Annotated in this window: 24 protein-coding genes; 9 read left to right on the forward strand and 15 right to left on the reverse strand. The window is 63.1% G+C overall.

Features of this window, described 5'->3' with window-relative positions:
• The first annotated feature begins 16 nt into the window (after nt 1–16).
• Nucleotides 17–853, forward strand: a complete 837-nt coding sequence (gene yghU, locus A9D15_RS08375) for a glutathione-dependent disulfide-bond oxidoreductase (RefSeq protein ID WP_066763881.1) — start codon at nt 17–19, stop codon at nt 851–853.
• Nucleotides 854–925: 72 nt separating this feature from the next.
• Entirely contained in the window at nt 926–2,251 is a 1,326-nt protein-coding gene (locus tag A9D15_RS08380; protein WP_066763882.1) for a GntP family permease, read from the forward strand.
• 24 nt (nt 2,252–2,275) lie between these two features.
• Here the strand turns inward: A9D15_RS08380 and dcd are convergent, their stop codons facing one another.
• The 4 genes from dcd to mobA form a co-directional block, all read right to left on the reverse strand.
• Complete coding sequence (gene dcd, locus A9D15_RS08385; protein ID WP_066763884.1) at nt 2,276–2,830, reverse strand: dCTP deaminase; 555 nt, start codon at nt 2,828–2,830, stop codon at nt 2,276–2,278.
• 96 nt (nt 2,831–2,926) lie between these two features.
• Nucleotides 2,927–3,625, reverse strand: coding sequence for a glycoside hydrolase family 25 protein (locus A9D15_RS08390; RefSeq protein WP_066763885.1), 699 nt, complete (start codon nt 3,623–3,625; stop codon nt 2,927–2,929).
• A gap of 4 nt (nt 3,626–3,629) precedes the next feature.
• Entirely contained in the window at nt 3,630–4,112 is a 483-nt protein-coding gene (locus A9D15_RS08395; protein WP_066763886.1) for a UPF0262 family protein, read from the reverse strand.
• A 62-nt stretch (nt 4,113–4,174) separates the two neighbouring features.
• On the reverse strand, nt 4,175–4,708 hold the full coding sequence (gene mobA, locus A9D15_RS08400; protein WP_066763887.1) for a molybdenum cofactor guanylyltransferase: 534 nt from the start codon (nt 4,706–4,708) through the stop codon (nt 4,175–4,177).
• A 164-nt stretch (nt 4,709–4,872) separates the two neighbouring features.
• On the opposite strand from mobA, the gene A9D15_RS08405 reads away from it, so the two are divergent.
• Nucleotides 4,873–5,544 (forward strand): glutathione S-transferase family protein, encoded by a 672-nt coding sequence (locus A9D15_RS08405; RefSeq protein ID WP_066763892.1) that lies wholly within the window; start codon nt 4,873–4,875, stop codon nt 5,542–5,544.
• A 32-nt stretch (nt 5,545–5,576) separates the two neighbouring features.
• Here A9D15_RS08405 and A9D15_RS08410 read toward each other — a convergent pair whose 3' ends face one another.
• The 7 genes from A9D15_RS08410 to A9D15_RS08440 all read right to left on the reverse strand — a co-directional run bounded on the left by A9D15_RS08410 (nt 5,577) and on the right by A9D15_RS08440 (nt 11,901).
• Nucleotides 5,577–6,524, reverse strand: coding sequence for a complex I NDUFA9 subunit family protein (locus tag A9D15_RS08410; protein ID WP_066763894.1), 948 nt, complete (start codon nt 6,522–6,524; stop codon nt 5,577–5,579).
• 109 nt (nt 6,525–6,633) lie between these two features.
• A complete protein-coding gene (locus A9D15_RS08415) occupies nt 6,634–8,439 on the reverse strand; it encodes a SulP family inorganic anion transporter (RefSeq protein ID WP_066763896.1) in 1,806 nt (601 codons plus the stop codon).
• On the reverse strand, nt 8,439–9,668 hold the full coding sequence (locus A9D15_RS08420; protein ID WP_066763902.1) for an NAD(P)/FAD-dependent oxidoreductase: 1,230 nt from the start codon (nt 9,666–9,668) through the stop codon (nt 8,439–8,441). The genes A9D15_RS08415 and A9D15_RS08420 overlap by 1 nt, the downstream gene beginning before the upstream one ends.
• Nucleotides 9,669–9,686: 18 nt before the next feature.
• Nucleotides 9,687–10,109, reverse strand: a complete 423-nt coding sequence (locus A9D15_RS16930) for a protein tyrosine phosphatase family protein (RefSeq protein ID WP_066763904.1) — start codon at nt 10,107–10,109, stop codon at nt 9,687–9,689.
• Nucleotides 10,110–10,112: 3 nt separating this feature from the next.
• A complete protein-coding gene (locus A9D15_RS08430; RefSeq protein WP_066763906.1) occupies nt 10,113–10,529 on the reverse strand; it encodes a DUF6691 family protein in 417 nt (138 codons plus the stop codon).
• Nucleotides 10,526–10,975, reverse strand: coding sequence for a YeeE/YedE family protein (locus A9D15_RS08435; protein ID WP_066763912.1), 450 nt, complete (start codon nt 10,973–10,975; stop codon nt 10,526–10,528). Before A9D15_RS08435 ends, A9D15_RS08430 begins: the two co-directional genes overlap by 4 nt.
• Complete coding sequence (locus A9D15_RS08440; RefSeq protein ID WP_066763914.1) at nt 10,972–11,901, reverse strand: MBL fold metallo-hydrolase; 930 nt, start codon at nt 11,899–11,901, stop codon at nt 10,972–10,974. Before A9D15_RS08440 ends, A9D15_RS08435 begins: the two co-directional genes overlap by 4 nt.
• A gap of 76 nt (nt 11,902–11,977) precedes the next feature.
• Between A9D15_RS08440 and A9D15_RS08445 the strand changes: the two genes are divergently transcribed.
• The 3 genes from A9D15_RS08445 (at nt 11,978) to A9D15_RS16755 (ending at nt 13,383) form a co-directional block, all read left to right on the forward strand.
• Nucleotides 11,978–12,619 carry a peroxiredoxin gene (locus A9D15_RS08445; protein ID WP_066763915.1) on the forward strand — a complete coding sequence of 214 codons (642 nt, stop codon included), beginning with the start codon at nt 11,978–11,980 and terminating at the stop codon, nt 12,617–12,619.
• A complete protein-coding gene (locus A9D15_RS08450; RefSeq protein ID WP_066763917.1) occupies nt 12,619–12,990 on the forward strand; it encodes an ArsR/SmtB family transcription factor in 372 nt (123 codons plus the stop codon). Before A9D15_RS08445 ends, A9D15_RS08450 begins: the two co-directional genes overlap by 1 nt.
• A gap of 243 nt (nt 12,991–13,233) precedes the next feature.
• Nucleotides 13,234–13,383, forward strand: a complete 150-nt coding sequence (locus A9D15_RS16755) for a hypothetical protein (protein WP_172807498.1) — start codon at nt 13,234–13,236, stop codon at nt 13,381–13,383.
• 91 nt (nt 13,384–13,474) lie between these two features.
• Here the strand turns inward: A9D15_RS16755 and A9D15_RS08455 are convergent, their stop codons facing one another.
• From A9D15_RS08455 to A9D15_RS08465, 3 genes are all read right to left on the reverse strand, one after another.
• Nucleotides 13,475–16,879 carry an acyl-[ACP]--phospholipid O-acyltransferase gene (locus A9D15_RS08455; RefSeq protein WP_229660390.1) on the reverse strand — a complete coding sequence of 1,135 codons (3,405 nt, stop codon included), beginning with the start codon at nt 16,877–16,879 and terminating at the stop codon, nt 13,475–13,477.
• Nucleotides 16,880–17,002: 123 nt separating this feature from the next.
• A complete protein-coding gene (gene arsB / locus A9D15_RS08460) occupies nt 17,003–18,067 on the reverse strand; it encodes an ACR3 family arsenite efflux transporter (RefSeq protein WP_066763923.1) in 1,065 nt (354 codons plus the stop codon).
• A 61-nt stretch (nt 18,068–18,128) separates the two neighbouring features.
• Complete coding sequence (locus A9D15_RS08465) at nt 18,129–19,031, reverse strand: ROK family protein (protein ID WP_066763925.1); 903 nt, start codon at nt 19,029–19,031, stop codon at nt 18,129–18,131.
• A gap of 382 nt (nt 19,032–19,413) precedes the next feature.
• Between A9D15_RS08465 and A9D15_RS08470 the strand changes: the two genes are divergently transcribed.
• On the forward strand, nt 19,414–20,463 hold the full coding sequence (locus A9D15_RS08470; RefSeq protein ID WP_066763927.1) for a LacI family DNA-binding transcriptional regulator: 1,050 nt from the start codon (nt 19,414–19,416) through the stop codon (nt 20,461–20,463).
• Nucleotides 20,464–20,553: 90 nt separating this feature from the next.
• A complete protein-coding gene (locus A9D15_RS08475) occupies nt 20,554–21,123 on the forward strand; it encodes a superoxide dismutase family protein (protein WP_066763929.1) in 570 nt (189 codons plus the stop codon).
• A gap of 58 nt (nt 21,124–21,181) precedes the next feature.
• On the opposite strand, the gene A9D15_RS08480 is transcribed toward A9D15_RS08475, so the two are convergent.
• Entirely contained in the window at nt 21,182–21,499 is a 318-nt protein-coding gene (locus tag A9D15_RS08480; protein ID WP_066763931.1) for a hypothetical protein, read from the reverse strand.
• 185 nt (nt 21,500–21,684) lie between these two features.
• On the opposite strand from A9D15_RS08480, the gene ettA reads away from it, so the two are divergent.
• Nucleotides 21,685–23,358 (forward strand): energy-dependent translational throttle protein EttA, encoded by a 1,674-nt coding sequence (gene ettA / locus A9D15_RS08485; protein WP_066763933.1) that lies wholly within the window; start codon nt 21,685–21,687, stop codon nt 23,356–23,358.
• The last annotated feature ends 21 nt before the right edge of the window (nt 23,359–23,379 follow it).

A 23,379-nucleotide genomic window follows, 5' to 3' on the forward strand; every position in this document is an offset into this window, starting at 1 on the left:
AAGGACTTATGCCGCCATGACCGAGACCTACACCCCGCCCGAAATCTGGAAGTGGGACGATCAGGGCAGCGGGGAATGGACTTCGATCAACCGGCCCTTCGCGGGTGCGCGCACAGAAAAGGACCTGCCGCGCGGCGAGCATCCTTTCCAGCTCCATTCGCAAGGCACGCCGAACGGCCAGAAAGTTACCATCCTTTTCGAAGAACTGCTGGCCGCAGGACATGATGGCGCACAATACGACGCCTGGCCGATCTGGATCGGTGACAGTGACCAGTTCACGTCCGGCTTTGTCGAGATCAATCCGAACTCGAAAATCCCGGCGCTGATCGACCTGACCGGTCCGGAACCGATCCGCCTTTTCGAATCGGGTTCGATCCTGCTGCACCTTGCCGAAAAGTTCGGGGCCTTCATCCCGACCGATCCGGCGGGCCGGGCCGAATGTCTGAACTGGCTGTTCTGGCAGATGGGCAGCGCGCCCTATCTGGGCGGCGGCTTCGGGCATTTCTACGCCTATGCGCCCTATCCGATGGAGTACCCGATCGACCGTTTCACGATGGAAACGAAGCGGCAGCTCGACGTACTCGACAAGCAGCTGGCATCGCGCGAATTCATCGCCGGGGACGACTACACCATCGCCGACATCGCGATCTGGCCCTGGTACGGAAAGCTCGCGCTCGACAAGTCGTACAAGAACGCAGGCACTTTCCTGCAAGTACAGGAATATAGAAACGTGCAGCGCTGGGCCGCGCAAATCGGAGAGCGCATGGCCGTGCGCCGGGGTGAGATCGTGAACCAGCGCGATGGCGCACCCGAACGGCATAGCGCGGCCGATATCGACGCGGCTATGGAATAAGCCTCTTCTTTCCGATGGTTTGACCGCGAGGCTCCTCCCCGCCATGAAGGCGCAAACCTTCGGGGAGAAGAAATGCTAAGCTGGATCGGGCTCATCGGTGGCCTCGCCCTTCTGATCTGGATGACGGTCAGGGGGATCAACATCCTCATCGCAGGGCCGGTCGCCGCGCTTGTCGTGGCGGTCACTGCGGGCCTGCCGCTGCTGCCGCCGCTCGCCGCGACGCTGGCGGACGGGACGGCGGCGCCCGATTATGCCAGCAGCTACATGGCCGGGTTCTCCAGCTTCCTTGCCGACTGGTTCCTGATGTTCCTGCTTGGCGCGATCTTCGGCGAGGTCATGGCTGCGTCCGGCGCTGCGGCCTCGGTCGCGCGGTTCATCACGCACAAGCTGGGTAGCAAATATGCGCTGGCCGCCACCGTCCTTGCCTGCGCGGTCCTGACTTATGGCGGGGTCAGCGTCTTCATCGTGGCGTTCTCGGTCTATGGCCTGGCGGTCGAACTTTTCCGCGAGGCGAACCTGCCGCGCCGCTTCATCCCCGGCGCTCTGGCATTCGGTTCGGTGACCTTCACTATGACCAGCGCGGGCAGCCCTGAAATCCAGAACCTGATCCCGATGCCCTATCTCGGTACTACGGCCTATGCGGCTTGGGAAGTCAGCCTTGTCGTCGCGCTGTTCATGGCGACGCTAGGCTACATCCTTCTGTCGCGCATGGTGAAGAAGGCGGTGCTTGCGGGTGAAGGTTTCTCAACGCGCGAGTCTGACGAGAGGTTCGAGGTCGACACCACCCTGCCCTCTCCGCTGCTGGCGATCATGCCGCTTGTCGGCGTGCTGGGCGTATTCCTGATCTCCCAGTCGCTGGGCAAGTGGGCGCTGGTCCTCGCGCTCGGCTCGGGGGTCGCGCTGGCCTGTATGGTCGGGTGGAGCGAGCGTGGGCGGTTTGCCGCGACGTTCTCACGCGGAGCGACGGGAGCGGTGGTCGCGATCACCAACACTTGCGCCGTGGTCGGCTTCGGCTCGGTCGCCAAGCTGTCGCCCGCGTTCCTTCAAGCGCTCGACGCCGTTCAGGCCATTCCGGGCAGCCCGCTGATCGGCGCCGCTATCGCGGTGACCGTCATCGCGGGCCTCACCGGCAGCGCCTCGGGCGGGCAGACGATAGCCCTGCCTCTAATTGCACCGCACTACCTTGATGCAGGGGCGAATCCGGAAGAACTGCACCGTGTCGTCGCGATCGCCTCAGGTGCGCTCGATAGCCTGCCGCACAATGGATATGTCGTGACGACGATCCGTGCGGTCTGCGGCGAAACGCACCAGGCCGCCTACAAGGCAGTGGCGGCGACGACCGTGATAGTGCCGGTGATCGGCACGATCCTCGCGCTGGTGCTGTTCTCGATCTTCTAGGGCGTTACAGGAACTTCCAGGGAGTTACAGGCGCGGAAGCGTCACGCCCTTCTGGCCCATGTACTTGCCAGCGCGGTCGGCATAGCTCGTCTCGCAAGGCTCGTTCCCCTTGAGAAAGAGGAACTGGCACGCGCCTTCGTTGGCATAGATCTTTGCGGGCAGCGGCGTCGTGTTCGAAAATTCAAGCGTGACGTGCCCTTCCCAGCCCGGTTCGAGCGGAGTGACGTTCACGATGATGCCGCAGCGCGCATACGTGCTCTTGCCAAGGCAGATGACCAGCACGTCGCGCGGCACGCGGAAGTATTCGACCGTGCGTGCCAGTGCGAAGGAATTGGGCGGGATGATGCAGCAGTCGGTCTTCTTGTCGACGAACGAATTGCTGGCGAAATCCTTGGGATCGACGATGGCGCTGTCGATGTTGGTGAAGATCTTGAACTCGTCCGCCACGCGCGCGTCATAGCCATAAGACGACAGACCGTAGGAGATGCAGCCGTCGCGGCGCTGCGCCTCCACGAAAGGCTCGATCATCGCCTCGTTCTGCGCCTTGTCGCGAATCCACTTGTCGGAAAGAATCGCCATGCCTTCACCCGTCTCCTTGCAGCGACGGTTTCCTTGCCCGTTCCGGCAAAGCGGGGGCAACCCTAGCCGCCCGATAGGTCGTGGATTACGCGGGCGTCAGGGCCGCGCGACAAGCCACGCGACCGGCCCCTCGACCGGACCGACACGGACAGAGGCATTGGCCGTCCACAGGGCCCAGGGGCGTCCGGCATAGTCCGGTTCCAGCCAGTCGCGCGACAGCCACAATTGTCGCTCTGCCCGCGCGCCGAAGCCGTACTCGTCTTCGAACGAAGCCGACGGGGCAAGAATCGCGCGCTTTCCCGAGTGCATCTCGATCTGGTTGAGAAAAACGACCAGTTCCGATTCCAGCTCGGCCGGACGGACCCGCGGGCTGCAATCCTCGCCCGAACGCGCCAGCACGACGGCGGGCGGCAGCATGTCGGCATCGCGGGGCACGATGGTCACGAAATTGGCCGACTGCTCGTCCGCGCGGCGGCAGGGATCATAGACGTGGACCGGGCCTGCCTTCATTCCCGCCTCGCTCATCTCCTCCACCGTTTCGGGAAAGCGTTCGTTGCGCGTTCCCGCACCCAGACTGGCGGTGACATAGCCGAAGCTGGCCCCCACCCCGGGCAGTTCGGGAATGGAAATCGCATTCTCGTTTCCCGTCAGCCATACGCCCTGCACGGGATATTCCGCCCCGTCGGGCCGCCAGTGCGACAGCTTCCACCACAGAACGCCCACGATGGCCGCGATCAGGGCCAGCGCGATCAGCCACAGGCCCGGCCTGTGCCGGAGCGTCCGCTTGCCCGCCATAGCCTCAGCCCCGGATGTGCAGGACGCAGATAAGCGTGAAGAGACGGCGCGCGGTCGCAAAGTCGGTGTCGACCTTGCCTTCCAGCCGTTCGAGCAGCAGTTCCGCCGCGTTGTTGTGGACCCCGCGCCGGGCCATGTCGATCGTCTCGATCTCTTGCGGGCTCGCCTTGCGGATCGCCTGATAATAGCTGTCGCAGATCGCGAAATATTCGCGGATCGGGCGGCGGAATCGGGCAAGGCCAAGCAGCAGAACTTCGAGCTGGTTGCCCGCTTCGTTCGCGATGTCGATCGACAACCGGCCGTCGACCACCGACAAGACAAGCTTGTACGGCCCCTCGTGCCCCGCCTCGAACGCACGAAGCGGCTTGAAGGTGTTGTCCTCGATCAGGTCGAAGATCGCGATCCGGCGCTCCTGCTCGATGTCAGGGTTGCGCCACAGGATCGTCGCCTCGTCCAGCGAGATGTCTATGATGCGAGGGTCCGCCATGGCTAACCCTGCCATCGCAAATGCCGCGCCGCTGGACAAGCGGGCATTGGTGCAATCCACGCCTAGGCTTGTTGCAGGCGATCCAGATCTTCGGGGGTGTTCACATTTGCGGGCGGTTCGGGCAGGTCGATCAGCCGCGCGCCCGCCCTTTCGGCAAAGTGCAGGACCGAGCGGCGCTCCGCTCCGGTGAGGATTTGTTCCAGCGTGGGCAGCGCCGATACAGGCCAGAGCCCGATAACCGGCTGGCTTTCTGCACAGGCCGGTCCGGGCGACAGGTGATCGAGCAGGTCGGCAGGCAGGTTCACGCTGTCCACGCCGCAAGTCAGGACGGCGAAAAACCCATTATCGCGCGCATGGCGCAGCGCCCCTGCAAGTCCGCCAAGCGGCCCCATACCGGCCTGCGGCCAGTCCGCGACTGTCGGGACCGACGCTTCCGCACGCCCGACGACGACCACGGCCTCGCAGAAACCGAAAAGAGCAGCGACAGCCCGGTCCATCAGCGTCTGGCCATCGAGCTTCGCCAGCGCCTTGTCGCTGCCGAAGCGGGTGGACTCGCCGCCGGCAAGCACGCATCCGAGTATCGTCTCGACCGTCATTTTGCGTCTCCCCATCGACACATGCTTCGCGACTTGCCCACTATTTGCCAAATCGTGTGCATCACGTGTTGACGCGGGGGTTACTCCTGCGTCAATCGGAATTGTGCCGGTTCGGGGGAACGGGCGCGGGGGACCCAACAGGGAAAGGCATCGTTTCTTCGGCCATGTGGCGGCTTTACCAGTTTCCGCTCTGCCCGTTCAGCCGCAAGCTGCGCCTGCTGCTTGCGGAAAAAGGCGTGTCTTTCGAACTCGTTCGCGAAAATCCGTGGGAAATGCGGGACGAATTTTTCCTCATGAACCCGACGGGCCGCACGCCCGTGATGCGCGAACCGGCAAAGAACATCACCCTGTCGGACAGCCGCGCCATTGCCGAGTATTTCGAGGAGACGATCCCGAAGAACCCGATGATCAACGGCACGGCCACGAACCGCGCGGAAATCCGCCGGTTGATGGCCTTGTTCGACGAAAACTTCTTCGGCGACGTCACCGGCCCGCTGCTGATGGAAAGATACACCAAGCGGGTCGTCGCGCGGCAGGCACCCAATTCCACCGCGCTGCGTAACGCGATGCGGCTGGCGGACGAACATCTCGACTATGTCGACTACCTGATCGATCATCGTCCCTGGCTTGCCGGTTCGACGATGAGCCTTGCCGATCTGACGGCTGCGGCACAGATTTCGGTCGCGGATTACCTCGGCGGCATCAACTGGCAGGGGCACGAACAGGCGCGCAGCTGGTATTCGGTGTTCAAGAGCCGGCCCAGTTTCCAGCCGCTTCTGGCGGACAGGATGGAAGGCGTGCCGCCGCCGAGGCACTATTCCGACATCAACGCCTGATTATCCGATTGCGGCCCTTTCGGGTCAGCTGCTCAGATGCCTGCTTCGTGGAAGCGGCCATGCTTGCGGAAACGCGTCATCCAGCGGTCGAGGAACAGCGTCATCGGCGACGGTTCTATGCCCAGCTTGGCAAAGCCGGGGCATTCGCCGCTTGCCACGTTACCCTGTGATAGCATTTCGTACTGGTCGCTGCTGATCGGCGCGCCCGGCAGCCAGCCGGTGGCCTTTGCAAAGGTGCGACCTGCAAAATCGGGCAGCGGCAGGAAACCGCGCGAACGGTCCTGCGACTTCGCGATACGCTCGTTCAGTTCAAGCATCGTGAGCACTTCGGGCCCGGCCAGTTCATAAGTCTTGCCCGCCAGCGACGGGTTTTCGAGCACCTTGACGATCGCACCGGCCACGTCCTCGACATGGACGGGCTGGAGCTTCGCGTCGGGTGCGAAGACCGGCAGGAACGGCAGGGTCGAAATGAGGCCGCCGAACATGTTGAGGAATTCGTCGTCCTCACCGAAGATGATCGAGGGACGGATGATCGTCGCACCGGGGAACGCTTCGGTCACGGCCTGTTCGCCAATGCCCTTCGAACGCTGGTAGGCGACTTCGCTGTCGACATTCGCGCCGATGGCCGAAACATGGACGAAGGCGGTTGCGCCGGCCTTCCTGGCCAGTTCCGCCGCACGGCCGGCGCCGCTGCCCTGCACGGCGTCGAGATCGCCGTCGAACGCGCCGACGAGGTTCACGACCATGTCGGAGCCTGCCACGATCGCCTCGACCGATTTGGGATTGCGGATGTCCATCGCGGCGAACTGGAGCTGGCCGAGATTGGCCAGCGGCTTCAGGTGCCAGGACTTCTTGGGATCGCGGCTCGCAACGCGCAAACGGACGCCCTTGCGCAGGAGATCCTGCGCGACGCGGGTTCCGAGAAAACCGCTTCCGCCGATGAGAGTGACGAGCTTGCCGGCCAGATTCGAGGACGCCATGTCCTGCCCTTTCGCAATCGCAGTGATACCGTGGCGGCGCTTTGGCACGCACCTGCCATTCCTGCAACCGTCGAGACGCCCAAACGCTCCCGCCCGGTAGCAACTGCCCTCAGATCATCCCGCGTGCGTTATCGTGCATTGGCGAATGATCGTTGCCGTCGTCGCGCACCAGTTTTGCGAAAGCGCGGGCGTGCGAGAGGAAGACCTCGCCGTTCAACTCGTCCACGAAATGGGTGCGCTGCAAACGGTCCATCACCGGCCCCTTCACTTCGGACAAGTGCAGCCCGATCCCGGCGTCGATCATCCGGTGATTGATCGCCTCAAGGCTTTCCAGACCCGAGGCATCCACTTCGTTCACCGCGCTAAACAGAAGGATGACATTGCGCACCTCAGGCTGATCCGCGACGCGTTCGAGCACGTATTCCTCAAGCCAGCGGGCGTTGAGGTAGGTCAGGCTCTCGTCCACGCGGATCGACAGGACGTGGGGGACGGTGAACACGTCGTGCCGCTCGACATTACGGAAATGCTCGGTCTCCGGCACGCGGCCGATGACGGCGGCGTGGGGCCGAGACGCGCGCCACAGGTAGAGCAGCAAGCCAACCGCGACACCCGCGATAACGCCCAGTTCGACGCCTGCCAAAAGCGTGATGCCAATCGTTGCCACGTGCGCCGCAAAGTCGGACTTGGAATAGCGCCATAACTGGCCCGGCGTCTTGAGATCGACGAGACTGAGTACGGCAACGATGATCGTCGCCGCCAACGTGGCTATCGGCAGGTTGAACAGCAGCGGGGTCAGGAACAGCGAGGCGAGCGCAATGCCGACCGCCGTAAACGCACCAGCCGCCGGCGTTTCCGCGCCCGCGTCGAAGTTGACGACGGAACGGGCGAAACCGCCGGTCACCGGGTAACCGCCCGAAAAGGCGCTGGCGATGTTCGAGGCGCCAAGCCCGATCAGTTCCTGGTTCGGCGCGATGCGCTGGCGGCGCTTGGCGGCCAGCGTCTGCGCGACAGAGACCGATTCCACAAAGCCGATGATCGAGATCAGGAGGGCCGGAACCCAGAGCTGCGAAATGAGGCCGATGTCGGTCGACGGCACCGCAAACGGCGGCAGACCCTGCGGGATCGCGCCGACAAGGTTCACGCCCTTGTCACCGAGGTCGAGGGTAAGTGCCGCAACGATGGTCAGCGCCACTGCCACGACCGGTCCCGCCTTCGCTCCGATTTCCGCCATGCGCGGTTTGATGCCGAGCTTCATCAGCGCAGGCTTTGCACCCTTGCGTACCCAGAACAGGAACACTGTCGCAAAGACGCCGACACCCATCGCCCAGACATTCACGCTGTTGAGCGCCGCTAAAAGCGAGCCCAACATGTCGGGCCAATTATCACCGCCGGCTTTGACGCCGAGGATGTGCTTCAACTGACTGGTCGCGATCAGGATGCCGCTCGCCGTGATGAAGCCCGAGATGACCGGATGCGATAGCAGGTTCGCTAGAAAGCCCATGCGCAAGATGCCCAGCACCGCCAGCATTACGCCCGACAGCGCGGCCAGCGTGATCGCCGCCTCCATGTACTGCGCCGTGCCCTGCGCCGCGACGGCGCCCGCCGCCGATGCCGTCATCAGCGAGACGACTGCGACCGGCCCGACCGCCAGCGTCCGGCTCGTCCCGAAGATCGCATAGGCGACCAGCGGCAGGATCGAGGCGTAAAGCCCGACGACCGGCGGCAGCCCTGCAAGCAGCGCATAGGCAAGGCTCTGCGGAATCAGCATGATCGTCACGATCACCGCCGCGATCAGGTCGTTCGTGAAAATCGTCTTGTCGTAACGCCGCCCCCAGTCGAGGATCGGCAGATACTGCGCGACGATGCCGGGCCTGGTTGCCTTGCGGGGTGTGGCCGTGGCGGTTTCGGTGGTCATCAGTGGTCCTGTTTTTCATGCGGCTTGACCAGCCATTCATGACCCTTGAGCATACCGTTCCAGTAAACCCACGGCAGCACCTCGGACTTCAGCAGCCACGACAGGCGGCGCGGACGGGTTCCGTCGATGATCCACTTGGGAAACGTGGGCAGCAGCTTTCCGTCATATCCAAACTCGGCCAGCACGATGCGGCCCTTCTCGACCGTCAGCGGGCACGAGCCATAGCCGTCGTAATCGGCAACCGGCTCTCCGCCGTTCAATACCGAAAGCGCGTTCACGGCCACGATCGGCGCCTGCTTGCGCGCGGCGGCAGCGGTCTTGGCATTGGGCATCGAGCCTGCATCGCCGAGGCCGAAGATGTTCGGATACTTGACGTGGCGCATGGTAAACTTGTCGACGTCGACAAAGCCTGCATCGCCCGCAAGCGGGCTGTCGGCCACGAATTCGGGCGCAATTTGCGGCGGGACGACGTGGATCATGTCGAAATCGCGGGTCACTTCGCCCGCTTCGGTCTTGAAGGTCGCTTTTCGCGAAGGCCCGTCGACAGCGACCAGAGTCGAGCCGAAGTTCAACCCGATGCCGTAGCGATCGACATACTCCATCAGCGCCGGGACATAGGCAGAAACGCCGAACAGAACACCGCCCGCATTGTGGAACTCGACATCGATATTGGGCAGCGCGCCGTTATGCTCCCAAGTGTCGCAGGACAGGTACATCGCTTTTTGCGGTGCACCGGCGCACTTGATCGGCATCGGCGGCTGCGTGAAAAGCGCGCGGCCGGACTTCAGGTTCCTGACGAGATCCCAGGTATAGGGCGCAAGGTCGAAGCGGTAGTTCGAGGTCACGCCGTTCTTGCCCAGCGTTTCGGCCAGGCCCTCGATCTTTTCCCAGGCAAGCCGGATGCCCGGCGCAACGATCAACATTTCGTAAGTGATCGTGGTTCCGTCGGACAGAGTGACGGTGTTGTTTGCAGGCTGGAAGCTGGCCGCCGATTCGCGGATCCACTTCACGCGGTCGGGCATGACATCCGCCATCGGGCGGCAGGTGACAGGCGCCTTGAAGACACCGCCGCCGACCATCGTCCACCCGGGCTGATAGTAGTGCGATGGCGAAGGCTCGACGATCGCAATGTCGAGCATGGGTTCGCGCTTCAGCATCGATGACGCCGTCGATATCCCGGCCGCTCCGCCGCCGATGATCAGAACCTTGTGCGAAAGTGCCTGCGCCATCGTGCCTTCTCCTGTGCTTCAGTTCTCTTCGCAGACCAGCGTTTCGCGCAGGGCCGACAGGTCGTAACCGGCCGCCGCCGCGCGCGAGAGGCGGTCGTCGATCGACCGGTTCTCGGGGTTAGCCAGCGTCTCCAGCGTGATCGAACGTGTGCCGGTGCGGCAGTAAGCCAACACCGGACCGTCAGCGGCCTGCCGCACGCCGCGAAAACGGGCGACGGCGGTTTCGGGAAAGGCCCCGCCCGACACGGCGATCAGGTGGAAATCCAAACCTGCCTGCTTCGCCGCCTTGGCAATGGCGACGGAGGTCGGCTGGCCTGCCTCTTCGCTATCGGGGCGGTTGCAGACGATCGTCGTAAAGCCTTCGGCCGCGAGCCTTTCTACGTCGGCAGGCGTAATCTGCGGCGAAACCGCGAACCGATCGTCTATGCGGCGAATATCCATGGGTCAGTTCCGTTCAAAAAGGCGCAGGATCAACATCCCTGCAAACATCGAGACGACGAAAGTCGCAGCCAGTGCCGGTTCGATCACCAGCGCGGCGAGGCCGGGACCAGGGCACAGCCCGGCGATGCCCCAACCCACGCCGAACAGCGCCGAACCACCGATCAGGCTGGGCGTCAGGTCTGACCGGTCGGGAATATGGAACTTCTCGGCAAAGATCGGCTCCACCATGCGGGGCACGATGCGCCACGCGATGGCCATGACGATGACCGCACCGCCCATGACGAAGGCCAGCGTCGGGTCCCAGTCGCCGAAGATGTCGAGAAAGCCGCGCACGCGCGCCGGATCGGTCATGCCGCCGATGGTGAGGCCAGCGCCGAACAGCGTTCCGGCGGCGAGCGGGGTCAGGATCCTGCTGCTCATTTCAGCACCTCCATCCCCATCGCGTTCATGACGGCGACCGTGACGATCCCCGCGACCATAAACGTGGCCGTGGCGACGATCGAGCGGGCGGAAAGCCGGCTGACGCCGCAAACGCCGTGGCCGCTGGTACAGCCGCTGCCCAGCCGGGTGCCGATGCCGACCAGCAGGCCAGCAACGATAATCGGGCCGAAGCCTGCAAACTGCGCATCGACCCCGCCGGTGACTATCGCGACGATTAGCGCGCCGAGCGGCAGGCCGAGCACGAAGGCCCATGCCCCGCCGCGCGAAATGCCGCTGCCGCCAACGCCGGTCGCCTTGGCGAAAATGCCGGAAACACCCGCAATGCGGCCCATGCCGAGCAGCATGACCGCAGCCGAAAGGCCGATGAGAATGCCGCCGATCAGGCCCGCAAGCGGCGCGGCATCAGGGAAACCGGGGATCGTCATACCGCGTTCACCGGGATCTTGATGTAGCTGACGCCATTATCCTCAGGCTCGGGCAGGCGCCCGCCGCGAATGTTTACCTGGACGCTGGGCATGATGAGGTTGGGCATGGCCAGCGTCTTGTCGCGGCTAGTGCGCATCTCGACGAACTCGTCCTCGGTCACGCCATCCTTCACGTGGACGTTCTCCTCGCGCTGCTGCTTGACGGTGGTCTCCCACGCATATTCGTCGCGGCCCGGCGCCTTGTAGTCGTGACACAGGAAAAGGCGGGTTTCGTCCGGCAGGGAAAGGAGACGACGGATCGACTGGAACAACTGGCGCGCATCGCCTCCGGGGAAGTCGGCGCGAGCGGTGCCGAAATCGGGCATGAAGATCGTGTCGCCGACAAACGCGGCATCGCCGATCAGGAAAGCCATGTCGGCAGGCGTATGGCCCGGCACGTGAAGCGCCATGCCCTCAAGTTCGCCGATGCGGAAGGTCTCGCCATCCTCGAACAGCTTGTCGAACTGCGAACCGTCGCGCTGGAAATCGGTGCCGGCGTTGAACAGCTTGCCGAAAACCTCCTGGACGCGAATGATCTCCTTGCCGATGGCCAGTTTTCCGCCCAGCTTCTGCTGAAGATAGGGCGCGGCAGAGATGTGATCGGCATGGGCATGCGTCTCGATCAGCCACATCACTTTCAGATTATTCGTATTTATATACTCGACAATTCGATCCGCAGAACCATGCGCGGTACGGCCCGAGGCCGCCTCGTAATCGAGCACCGAGTCGATGATCGCGGCCTCGTTCGTCGCAGGATCGTGCACAACGTAGCTGACGGTATATGTAGCTTCGTCGAAAAACCCAGCAATAGTGGGCCTTAACGCCTTGTCGGCCTGAGCGCGGCCAACCTGCTCGGCAGCGCGATCGATAACGGCATCTCGGGACATTGCAGCCTCCAAAATTTATTTACATAAATCGTGTATATGTATTGCTTTCCGAAAGTCAAGCTGCAATAAAGCCGGCATGGATCAGACCAACCCACCGTGTTCCGGCCTGCGCATCGGCGATGTCGCTCCGGATTTCTCGGCCCGCAGTACGGCCGGCAATGTTCGGCTGTCCGATTTCCGCGGACGCTGGCTCATCCTCTTCTCGCACCCGGCGGACTTCACGCCCGTCTGCACGACCGAGTTTGTCGAGCTGGCGAAGGTGGCAAAGGACTTTGCGGATCGGGACTGCGCGTTGATGGCGCTATCGGTGGACAGCCTGTTTTCGCACTTCGCCTGGCTGCGGATGATCCGCGACAGGTTTGGGGTGGAAGTTCGCTTTCCCATCATCGAGGATCCGACTCTCGTGATCGGGCGCGCCTACGGGATGGTCGCGGCCGACGCCCATGACAGTGGTACGGTACGAACAACCTTTTTCATCGATCCCGATGGCGTCGTCCGCGCGATGACTTGTTATCCGGCCAACGTAGGCCGCTCGACCCCGGAAATGCTCCGCATGCTCGATGCCCTGCAGGCGACGAACGATGCCACCGTCCTTGCCCCGGCCAACTGGCAGGCGGGCGATCCGCTGCTTCAGCAGCCGACCGCGACGCTGGACGATGTTTATGGCGCCGCTGGCGACGGCGACTGGTTCCTGCGCACGATGAATGGGACAAAGTGATGGCCGGAAAGACAAGGGAAGGCGAGACAAAGGGAGGCGAGCCTCCGATCGAAGCCCTCAAGGCCGTGGCCCATCCGGTCCGTTTCCGCATACTGCAGGCCTTGTCGGGCGGCGAACGCAACGTCGGACAGATCGAGGAAGCGACCGAGATCGCCCAGCCCGGCCTGTCGCAGCAACTCGCCGTCCTGCGCAGTGCAGGTATTGTCCAGTCGCGCAAACAGGCAAAGCTGGTGTTTTACAGCCTGGATAGCGACGCCCTTCAGGAGGTCGTGTCGGCCCTGGCGGCGCTTTCGGGCGCCATAGTCGCAAGACCCGCTGCTACCCCCCGTCGCCCGCTGCCGGGGGCAGCGAATTTCGCACGATTGTCCTGATTCGCGGGCCCGTTCGTTAATCCTTTTCTGCATCTGCAAAGGTTAACACCACGCCTTTCCCGGTCGAATCGGCCAAAAATTTTTCATGCTCGCTTAACCATTTAAGTCATTCGTCAAGCGGGACGAAGGGGCGGTTTGGCGCGGTTTCGGAACGTCCGGACTTGGTTAATCGGTTCGACGCGGGAAACCTTTTCTGGCTTTGAGGATTTTAACGGACAAGTAACGAATGCATGAGGTAGTAAGATGTTCACACCCAGCTATCGCAGCAGTTCGCCCGACCGGTGGACTATGCCGCGTCCGTTTTCGGACGCATCGCAGCGCTATGCCAAGTTCGGCGCCCTCCAGCCCATGGAAGCCCCCGGCTTTTGGGAACGCCTTATCCGCGGTGCCTGATCGCCACGCGGGGCAACCCCGCGGGCAATAATTCCACATGGAAGAGGCCGTTCCGGTTCGTCCGGGCGGCCTCTTTTCATGCGAGCGCCCGCTAGGCGCTTTCTTCCAGCGCCATAGCGTTCAGCGTGACGTAGTCGATCTTGCCCGTGCCCAGCACCGGCAGCGCGTCCACGACGCGTATTTCGCGCGGTACCATGATTTCCGCAATTCCATTCGCCTTGGCCCAGGTTTGCAGCGCCTTCGCGTCTGCATCCGCCGCCGTGGTGTAAAGCACCATCTGCTCGCCCTTCTTGGCATCGGGCCGCGTCACGATGGCCGTTTGGGCATCCGGCCAGACAGCCGCGGCATATCCTTCGACCGCAGGTAGCGAAACCATCTCTCCGCCGATTTTGGCAAAGCGTTTCGCCCTGCCCCGGATGGTGATGAAGCCTTCCTCGTCAATGGTGACGATGTCGCCTGTATCGTGCCAGCCGCCTTCCGGCGGTTGCAGGACGCCGGGATCGCCCGCCAGAAAATATCCCGCCATCACGTTCGGACCGCGGATGAACAGGCGTCCGCCCTCCTCGATCCCCGGCACATTATCCAATCGTGCTTCCATCGCCGGGAGCATGCGCCCGACCGACCCTGCCTTGAAGTGCATTGGCGTGTTGACCGCGATGACCGGCGCGGCCTCCGTCGCGCCATAGCCTTCGAGGATGCGCAATCCGAACTTCTCGGCATAGGCGCGCCGCGTCTCTTCCCGGACTTTCTCGGCGCCGGCGAAGATGTAACGGACCGAATAGAAGTCGTACCCGTGCGCCATGCGGGCATATCCGGACAGGAACGTGTCGGTTCCGAAAAGGATCGTCGCGTTTGCGTCGTAAGCCAGCGCAGGCACGATCCGGTAATGCAGCGGACTGGGATAGAGCACTGTCCTGATCCCGTTGAGCACCGGCAGAAGCGTGCCCCCGGTCAGGCCGAAGCTATGGAATACCGGCAGCGCGTTCAGCACCACGTCGCTGCCGTTGAAATCGATCCGCGCCGACAGCTGCGCGCAGTTGGCCAGCAGGTTGCGATGGCTGAGCACGACGCCCTTGGGCGTGCCTTCCGATCCGCTGGTGAACAGGATAACGGCAGGACTGTCGGGATCGACGCCCAGTTTGACATGGCGATGTTTGATCCGGCCCACAGTGAACGCGGCCCATAGCTTTTCCGGCCCGTCGACAGTCTCTGCCAGATCTTCGAGGTAACGGACGGCAATGCCATCGCGCTCGAGCGCGTCGATCGCGCCTTCCAGCTTCGCCTGTTCGACGAACGCTCGCGCCGTTACCACGGTCCTGATCTTCGCCGTGGCACACGCGGGCTTCAAACTCGCCTCGCCCACCGTGAAGTTCAGCATCGCGGGCACACGCCCGATGGATTGCAGCGCGAAGAAGGTGACCACCACCCCGTTGACGTTGGGCATCAGCAGGCCGACCGCCTCGCCGACCTCGGTGCCATGCGCCAGCCGTTTGCCCAGCACGCCCGATCCCGCAATCAGGCGGTCGAAAGAGACCTGTTTTCGCGTCACATCCTCAATCACCGGCGTGTCGCCGCCGTGCAGTTCGCGCGCGGCGCACAGGGCGGAGAACAGCGTGCGGTCGATCTCTGTCGTGTCGAAAATCATCCGGCTCATTTCATCATAGAGCCTGCGTCCCGCGATGGCGCGGCGTTGGCGCGCGCTCATCTCGCCATCGATCGCGAAGCGTCGCTGCGGCAGGACGTCGATGGTGATCTTCGGGAAAAGCTGCTGCCGAACCTTGCCCTTGAGGCGCGAGAACGGCGTGAACTGAGGACCGTCCAGCCGGACCGGAACGATGGGCGCATCGGCCTTGTCCGCGACCATGCCGGGGCCATCGAAAACCTTCATCAGCGCGCCGGTCACCGTGATGCGGCCTTCGGGGAAGATCACCAGCGTGCGTCCTTCCTGCACCGCGCGGACCATGGCCTTGGCCGACATCGGGTTGGTAGGATCGACGGGAAAAATCTCGAATAGGCTGAAGAACGGTTTGAGCCAGAGATTGCGGGCAATCGCGGTGTGGACCGCGAAGGTAGGCTTGCCCGGCAGGAACGCCCCCAACAGCACACCATCGAGGAACGAGAGGTGGTTGACGACGACCACCGCACGCTCACCCTTGGCCGGCATGTTTTCGAGCCCCGTCACTTCCACGCGGTAGAGCAGGCGCAGGACGAAGGCCGTGATCTGCTTGAACAGGTATTCCGGCAGGAGCCAGATCGACATCAGCGCGACGGCCAGCGTCATAACGCCCAGCACCGCCAGCAGCCCCGGCGTTGCGAAGCCGATAGAAAGGAGCCCGGTCATGATCGCGACGAGAAAAACGGTCACGCCCGCGTTCACGATGTTGTTGGCGGCAATCACGCGCGAGCGTTCTTCGGGATCGGACCGGACCTGCAGGATCGCGTAGAGTGGCACGATGAACATGCCTCCCGACAGTGCAATTACGGCAAGGTCTGCCAAGATGCGCTTCGACAAAGGATGGTCGAGGAACAGCCCGATCGTCGCGTCGCTGCTGCGGGGCACGAAACCACTGGTCGAGAAATAGAGGTCGATCAGGCCTAGCGCGAGGAACAAGGCGGAGACCGGCACGAACTTTGCCGAAACCTCGCCACGCAGCAGCCGGTTCACCAGCAGCGAGCCGATCGCGACGAACATCGAAAATACGATCAGGAACAGCGTAACCACGCCTTGCTGCGCGTCGAGCGTTCCGCTGACCAGCGGCGCAAACAGCGAGACGATGACGGCCCCGCACGCGAAGAACCAGCTGATGCCGAGAATCGCGAGCCAGACCCCGCGGCCGTGCTTGGCGATGGACAGGATCTGCAGCGTCGCGCGCCAGATGTTGCGGTCGATCCGGTGGCTTTCGCGAACCGGAGGCGCGCTGGGCACCGCAAGGCTGGCCAGGAAACCGAGGCCTGCGAAACACAACGCCGTGATACCCCCCACCCACGGATCGATGATGCCCGCCAGCAATTGGCCGCCAAGGATGGCGACGAACGTCCCCGCCTCGATCAGGCCGGTGCCGCCCATCACCTCCTCGCGCTTCAGGTGCTGCGGGATGATCGAGTATTTGACGGGACCGAAGAAGGTCGACTGCAATCCCGAAAGGAACAGCGCCAGCAGCAGGATCGGGATCGACTGCAGCAGGAAGCCCAAAAGGCCGAAGCCCATGATGACCGCTTCGCCCAGCTTTACGACGCGGATGACTTTCGACTTGTCGATGGTGTCAGCGATCTGCCCTGCCATGGCCGAGAACAGGAAATAAGGCAGGATGAACAGGCCGGTCGATATGGTGGCCAGCATCTCTGCCTTGCCCGGCTCTGCCGCGTAGACGGTAAAGCTGGCGAGGAAGAGCAGCGAGAACTTCAGCAGGTTGTCGTTGAACGCGCCAAGGAACTGGACGACGAAAAGCGGCCCAAATCGGCGCTTTGTCAGCAAGGACAGGTCAGGTGCGGACAATCGTTTCCCCCTCGCGATCTCGCGATGGCCGCAACGCTAGTCGACAGCGGCTTGGCCCCGCTAGGGCCGTGTCCGTTAAAATTGTGCGTAGACGCTACGGCTTGCGACAAAGCGCACTCGCGATCAGGCGGCGGGAAAGCTGTCGCGCGTACGGTTGGCGATGGCGACGAGCGAGAGCATGACCGGCACTTCGACCAGCACGCCGACAACCGTCGCCAGCGCAGCCCCGCTACCGAGGCCGAACAGCCCGATGGCCACCGCGACTGCCAGTTCGAAAAAGTTCGACGTGCCAATCAGCGCGCAGGGGGCCGCGATGGCATGGGGTACGCGCCAGACCCGCGCGGCGGCGTAGGCAATGACGAAGATGCCGTAGCTTTGTACCACGATCGGCGCGGCGATCAGTGCGATGAGCAAAGGATTGCCGACAATCGTTCCCGCCTGGAATCCGAAAAGCAGCAGGACAGTGAGGAGCAGCCCGATAATCGACAGCGGTTTCAACGTATGAGTAAAACGCGACACCGCCGCCTCGTCCCCACCGCTTTTTGACAAAAGCCGCGAGCGCACGAACGCGCCTGCCGCCAACGGCACCACGACATAAAGCAGGACCGAGAGCAACAGCGTTTCCCAAGGCACGGCGATATCGGTCACACCGAGCAAGAGCGCGACGATCGGCGCAAAGGCGATGATCATGATGAGGTCGTTCGCCGCCACCTGCACCAGCGTGTAGGCCGGATCGCCGCGGGTCAGTTGCGACCAGACGAACACCATCGCGGTGCAAGGCGCAGCGCCCAGTAGGATAAGACCCGCGATATACTGCTGCGCATCGGCAGGCGCGATCAGGTCGGCGAAGAAAACTTCGAAGAACAGGACGGCGAGCGCGGCCATCGTGAAGGGCTTGATCAGCCAGTTCACGACCAGCGTGATGATCAGCCCCTTGGGCCTTTCACCGACGCGGCGCACCGCCCCGAAATCGACCGCGACCATCATCGGGAAGATCATCGCCCAGATCAGCACCGCGACGATTAGATTGACCGAGGCATATTCGATCCCCGCCAGCGCGGCGAAAGCGCCCGGCAGGATGTTGCCGAGGACGATCCCCGCAAGGATCGCGGCCCCTACCCAAAGCGAAAGCCATTTCTCGAAAAGGCCGAGGCCTGCCTCGCGCGCGTCGATGGGCCGTGATGCCATGTGAAAGTCCGATTCCCCCGTCAATCCGAAGTTAGTCGCCTTTCAGAATGCCGCGCGGCAATCAACGATTTTCAGCAAGCGCCTTCAAGGCGAGTGCGAGTGCGCCCGCCGGTCCCGCCTCGTCGCCCAGCAGCGGAGAGCAGATCATGTATGCCAGCCGCGCCGCATCGATATCGGTGAGATAGCCTGCAAGGATCTGGGGAATATGCGCCCGCGCCTTGTCGAGAAGGTGCGGCTGGCGATTGGTGACGCCGCCGCCGATCACGATGCGCTGGGGCGAGAACGTCAGGATCAGCTGCGCGAGCATTTCGGCAAGGTCCCTGCCCACCGGCCCCCACGCAGGATCGTCCTCGGCCAATTCACCAGGGTGCGTGGGCAGCCTTGCCAGAAGGGCTGGCCCGCTCAGCAATCCTTCGGCGCAGTCGCCATGGAACGGGCATACGCCCGCAAAATCGTCCCCTGCGGCGCGGCGCATGCGGATGTGACCCGCCTCGGGGTGGAGCAGTCCGTGAACGGGTTTGCCATCGAGCAGAATGCCCGCGCCCAGCCCCGTGCCGATGGTGATGTAGATCGTGTTCGAACACCCCTGCGCCGCGCCGATCGCATGTTCGGCCATGGCTGCGGCGTTGACGTCGGTGTCGAGTGCGATGGGACAGGCGAAACGTTCGGCGACAGGGCCGAGCACTGGCGTGTTCGCCCAGCCCGGCTTGGGCGTTGCGAGGATCGAGCCGAAATCCGGCGCATCGGTCGCCACGCGGATCGGACCGAAACTGGCGATGCCGATGGCGGCAAGCGCTTCCTCTGCATCCCACTGGGCGAGCACGTCGATCACCTGCCCCAGCGTTTCATCCGGCGTGGTGGTCGGGAAAGAGCGCATTTCGGTAACGGTCATCCCGCATCCGCGCACGGCAATGGCCTTCGTTCCGCCCAGTTCGATCCCGGCAACCGGCGTATCATTGTCCATGAGCGGCCCTGTCCTCTCTCGTGTCTTGCAACCCTGCGACTAGCGTTTCCGCCGGGCGCCGCAAAGCACCGATGAAAGGGATGGTTGGGGGGGTGGTCCTGTCGAGGGGCCGGAACCACCCCCACGCGCTTTGTCCGAACCAGTCGGGTTGAAGCGCCATGCGAAGGAACCGGTTGAGGGGGAGAGGTCGCGTCGCGGGAGAGGGCATTGCATGACAGTAGTGCATTTGCCCTGCCGCCCTCTCCCGGTGTCCGCACCGGTCCGCTTGTGAGGCCAATTTGCAATCGATTGAATATTTTGTCAACGCGACCATTCGTACAATACGCACTGCACCCCAGAAACAATGGTTTGCACGGTGCGGCAAAGAATTTAGAGTGCCGAGATGGAGAGGCCGGACACCCCATCGGAACAAAGAGAATCGGTTCATATTCGCACCCTTGCGGACCTTGCGAAGCTGGCGGGCGTATCGACAGGTACGGTTTCTCGCGCGCTGGCCGGATCGGATCTGGTCAAGACGAAAACCCGCGATTTTATCCAGGCGCTCGCGCGCGAACATGGTTTTCGCCCGAACCAGATGGCGAGCAAGCTGCGCACCCAGCGCACCGGCATCATCGGCGTCGTGATCCCGCTGGGTCACGAACTGAAGCAGCACATTTCCGACCCCTTCTTCATGAAGCTGATCGGACACCTGGCCGACGAGCTGACCGAAAACGGTTACGACCTCCTGCTCAGCCGCGCGATCCCTGCCGAAACACCCGATTGGCTGGACCGCATCTGTTGGTCCGGCATGGTCGACGGGGTGATCGTCATCGGACAGTCGGACCAGTTCGACGCGATAGAGCAGGTCGCCAAGGCCTATCCCAAGTTGGTGATCTGGGGTTCGCACCGTCCGGGCCAGCACCAGTGCACCGTCGGCACCGACAATATCGAAGGCGGCGCGATCGCGGCCCAGCGCCTTGTCGACAGCGGTGCCCGCAAGCTTGCCTTCTTCGGCTATCGCACCGGTATCGAGATCGCGGACCGTTTCAGCGGGGTCCAACGGGTCGTGAAACAGGCAGGGGCCAGCCTGCTCCACCTGCCCTGCCACATGTCCGACCAGCTGATGGAGGCGGAACTGCGCGAACATCTGGCCGCCAACGTGGACAGTATCGACGGCATCGTAACCGCGTCCGACCTTATCGCGATGACCACCGTTCGCCTCGTGACCGAGATGGGCCGATCGGTGCCCGGCGATGTCCAGGTGATCGGTTTTGACGATCTTCCCCTCGCCTCGCAGACATTCCCGCCGCTGACCACGATGCGACAGGATATCGAGGGTGGTGCCAAAGCCATGGTCGCCAAGCTGCGCGAGGCGATCGAGGGGTGCGGAATTGAGCCGCTCGTCATGAAGCCGCAACTGATCGAGCGCGGGACCACGAAAGCACTTTCGTGAGAAATTCGGAACCTCCTCGCTTATCGATCGCTTGAACCGGCAAGGCGCGCACCGCCGGTGACCGCCTTCGCGCAATCCAAGGAGTGACCCGTGAAAGCCTTTAAAGCCAAAGTCTCGATCCTCGCGCTGGCCGCGCCGTTTGCCCTCGCCGCCTGTGGCGATTCGGGCGAGCCCGCCGGCGAAGCGACCATGGCCTCGGAGCCTGCCGAAACCGCCGCTGCGCAGAGCGCGATGGCCGAACTGAAGGACACCGACGGCAATGTCGTCGGCAACGTCACGGTGACCGGCGAAGACGGCGCGCTGATGGTCGAGGTATCGGGGATGAACATGCCCGCCGGCATGCACGGCGCGCACATCCACGAAACCGGCGATTGCTCGGCAACCGACTTCACCAGCGCCGGCGGCCACTGGAACCCGGACAATACCAATCACGGCCCCAACAGCTCGCCGCCGAACCCGCACGCCGGCGACATCGGAAATCTCGAAATCGCCGACGACGGCACGGGCACGCTTTCGAACACGTCTTTGGGCACCTGGGCAGGCCTGCTCGACACCGACGGTTCGGCCTTCGTCGTCCATGCCGATGCCGACGACAAGGAAAGCCAGCCTTCGGGGAATGCCGGTGCGCGTATCGCGTGCGGCGTATTCGTCTCGGGCTGATCGAACCTGACACCGATCTTGTGGGCGGGCGGCACGTGTCGTCCGCCCACTCTGGCTTCTAGTTGTGGTGCCCGCCAGCTATCCGGCAATGGCGAGCACCGTCCAGCTTCGGTGCCTCCCACGTCGCCATCCCGTTGGTCATCGACAGGCGGTGACCGGCCTTGCTCTCGTACACCGAAACCGTCGTCGAATGGACGGGACGCAGCGTGATTGCCGGTGACGATCCGAGGCGGGCGACGGCGCTGGAACCGGTGAGTGTCACCTTCAGGATCAGCCCTTCCCCACAGTCGTAAGTGCGACCGATCTCCTTGCCAGTCGTGGCGCAAGCCACCAGCATCGCAGCCAGCGCTCCGGCAATCAGGACTTTCCCGAACACACCTGTCCTCCCGTTCCTTCGGTGCGACCCGGCAACACGTGCGATCCTGCGCCTTGCGGCCGCCGTTCGCAATCGCATTCCAGCATGTGATCACGCCCTCCTCGGCCCTTGCCCGAAAGCGCCATTACGCCTATCTGCGCGGGCAAATCCCTTCAGTTTCAGATTTCGCCCAAAGAGGACGACACATGGCCGCCCAGTACGCATACGTCATGAAGAACATGACGAAGACCTTCCCCGGCGCGCAGAAGCCGGTGCTCTCCAACATCAACCTGCAGTTCTACCAGGGCGCCAAGATCGGCATCGTGGGTCCGAACGGCGCGGGTAAGTCGACGCTGATCAAGATCATGGCCGGTGTCGACACCGACTTCACAGGCGAAGCCTGGGCGGGCGAGAACATCACCGTCGGTTATCTGGAGCAGGAGCCGGAACTCGACGAGAGCAAGACCGTGCTCGAAAACGTCAAGGACGGTGCGCGCGACATCGCTGACATGGTCGACCGCTTCAACCAGATCGGTATGGAAATGGCCGAGGAAGACGCCGACTTCGACGCGCTGGGCGCAGAGATGAGCGAGCTTCAGGACAAGATCGACGCGGTCGACGGCTGGACGCTGGACAACCAGCTCGAGGTCGCAATGGAAGCCCTGCGCTGCCCGCCGGGCGACTGGCCCGTCACCGACCTGTCGGGCGGTGAAAAGCGCCGCGTGGCCCTGACCCGCCTGCTGATCCAGAAGCCGTCGATCCTGCTGCTCGACGAACCGACCAACCACCTCGATGCCGAATCCGTGCAGTGGCTTGAAAACCACCTCAAGGAATATGCCGGTGCCGTCCTGATGATCACCCACGACCGCTACTTCCTCGATAACGTCGTGGGCTGGATCCTCGAACTCGACCGTGGTTCTTATTATCCCTACGAGGGCAACTACTCGACCTATCTGGAAAAGAAGGCGAAGCGTCTCGAGCAGGAAAGCCGCGAGGAATCGGGCAAGCAGAAGGCCCTGTCGCGCGAGCTCGAGTGGATCCGTCAGACCCCCGCCGCGCGCCAGACCAAGTCGAAGGCCCGTATCCGCAAGTTCGAGGAACTGCAGAACAGCCAGGACCAGCGCCAGGTCGGCAAGGCCCAGATCGTCATCCAGGTGCCCGAACGCCTTGGCGGCAAGGTCATCGAGGCCAAGAACATCACCAAGGCCTATGGCGACAAGCTCCTGTTCGAGAACCTCTCGTTCATGCTGCCGCCGGGCGGCATCGTCGGCGTTATCGGTCCGAACGGCGCGGGTAAGTCCACGCTTTTCAAGATCATCACCGGCAAGGAAGAGCCGGACAGCGGCTCGATCGAAATCGGCCAGACCGTGCACCTGGGCTATGTCGACCAGAGCCGCGATCACCTGAACCCCAAGAACAACGTCTGGCAGGAAATCTCCGACGGCCTCGACTACATGAAGGTCAACGGACAGGACATGTCGACGCGCGCCTATGTCGGTGCGTTCAACTTTAAGGGCCAGGACCAGCAGAAGAACGTCGGCAAGCTTTCAGGCGGTGAACGCAACCGCGTCCACATGGCCAAGATGCTGAAGGAGGGTGGCAACGTCCTCCTGCTCGACGAACCGACCAACGACCTCGACGTCGAAACGCTGGGTGCGCTGGAAGACGCGATCGAGAACTTTGCCGGTTGCGCCGTGGTCATCTCGCACGACCGCTTCTTCCTCGACCGTCTGGCGACTCACATCCTCGCGTTCGAGGGCGACAGCCACGTCGAATGGTTCGAGGGCAACTTCGAAGCCTATGAAGAAGACAAGCGTCGCCGTCTGGGCGATGCAGCGGATCGTCCGACCCGCCTTGCCTACAAGAAGCTGACCCGCTGATCCCCACAACCTCCGTTCATG

Origin of the sequence: Croceicoccus pelagius, from assembly GCF_001661915.1 — a bacterium.
Classification (GTDB): Bacteria; Pseudomonadota; Alphaproteobacteria; order Sphingomonadales; family Sphingomonadaceae; genus Croceicoccus; species Croceicoccus pelagius.

Coding starts and splice junctions, on each gene's coding strand:
- A9D15_RS08410 (WP_066763894.1), bottom strand. CDS start 6,524: ATGGCGTCCTCGAATCTGGCCGGCAAGCTCGTCACTCTCATCGGCGGA.
- A9D15_RS08380 (WP_066763882.1), top strand. CDS start 926: ATGCTAAGCTGGATCGGGCTCATCGGTGGCCTCGCCCTTCTGATCTGG.
- A9D15_RS08395 (WP_066763886.1), bottom strand. CDS start 4,112: ATGGCGGACCCTCGCATCATAGACATCTCGCTGGACGAGGCGACGATC.
- A9D15_RS08435 (WP_066763912.1), bottom strand. CDS start 10,975: ATGACGATCCCCGGTTTCCCTGATGCCGCGCCGCTTGCGGGCCTGATC.
- mobA (WP_066763887.1), bottom strand. CDS start 4,708: ATGACGGTCGAGACGATACTCGGATGCGTGCTTGCCGGCGGCGAGTCC.
- yghU (WP_066763881.1), top strand. CDS start 17: ATGACCGAGACCTACACCCCGCCCGAAATCTGGAAGTGGGACGATCAG.
- A9D15_RS08445 (WP_066763915.1), top strand. CDS start 11,978: ATGGATCAGACCAACCCACCGTGTTCCGGCCTGCGCATCGGCGATGTC.
- A9D15_RS08415 (WP_066763896.1), bottom strand. CDS start 8,439: ATGACCACCGAAACCGCCACGGCCACACCCCGCAAGGCAACCAGGCCC.
- A9D15_RS08450 (WP_066763917.1), top strand. CDS start 12,619: ATGGCCGGAAAGACAAGGGAAGGCGAGACAAAGGGAGGCGAGCCTCCG.
- A9D15_RS08470 (WP_066763927.1), top strand. CDS start 19,414: ATGGAGAGGCCGGACACCCCATCGGAACAAAGAGAATCGGTTCATATT.
- arsB (WP_066763923.1), bottom strand. CDS start 18,067: ATGGCATCACGGCCCATCGACGCGCGCGAGGCAGGCCTCGGCCTTTTC.
- dcd (WP_066763884.1), bottom strand. CDS start 2,830: ATGGCGATTCTTTCCGACAAGTGGATTCGCGACAAGGCGCAGAACGAG.
- A9D15_RS16755 (WP_172807498.1), top strand. CDS start 13,234: ATGTTCACACCCAGCTATCGCAGCAGTTCGCCCGACCGGTGGACTATG.
- A9D15_RS16930 (WP_066763904.1), bottom strand. CDS start 10,109: ATGGATATTCGCCGCATAGACGATCGGTTCGCGGTTTCGCCGCAGATT.
- A9D15_RS08420 (WP_066763902.1), bottom strand. CDS start 9,668: ATGGCGCAGGCACTTTCGCACAAGGTTCTGATCATCGGCGGCGGAGCG.
- A9D15_RS08440 (WP_066763914.1), bottom strand. CDS start 11,901: ATGTCCCGAGATGCCGTTATCGATCGCGCTGCCGAGCAGGTTGGCCGC.
- A9D15_RS08430 (WP_066763906.1), bottom strand. CDS start 10,529: ATGAGCAGCAGGATCCTGACCCCGCTCGCCGCCGGAACGCTGTTCGGC.
- A9D15_RS08390 (WP_066763885.1), bottom strand. CDS start 3,625: ATGGCGGGCAAGCGGACGCTCCGGCACAGGCCGGGCCTGTGGCTGATC.
- ettA (WP_066763933.1), top strand. CDS start 21,685: ATGGCCGCCCAGTACGCATACGTCATGAAGAACATGACGAAGACCTTC.
- A9D15_RS08405 (WP_066763892.1), top strand. CDS start 4,873: ATGTGGCGGCTTTACCAGTTTCCGCTCTGCCCGTTCAGCCGCAAGCTG.
- A9D15_RS08465 (WP_066763925.1), bottom strand. CDS start 19,031: ATGGACAATGATACGCCGGTTGCCGGGATCGAACTGGGCGGAACGAAG.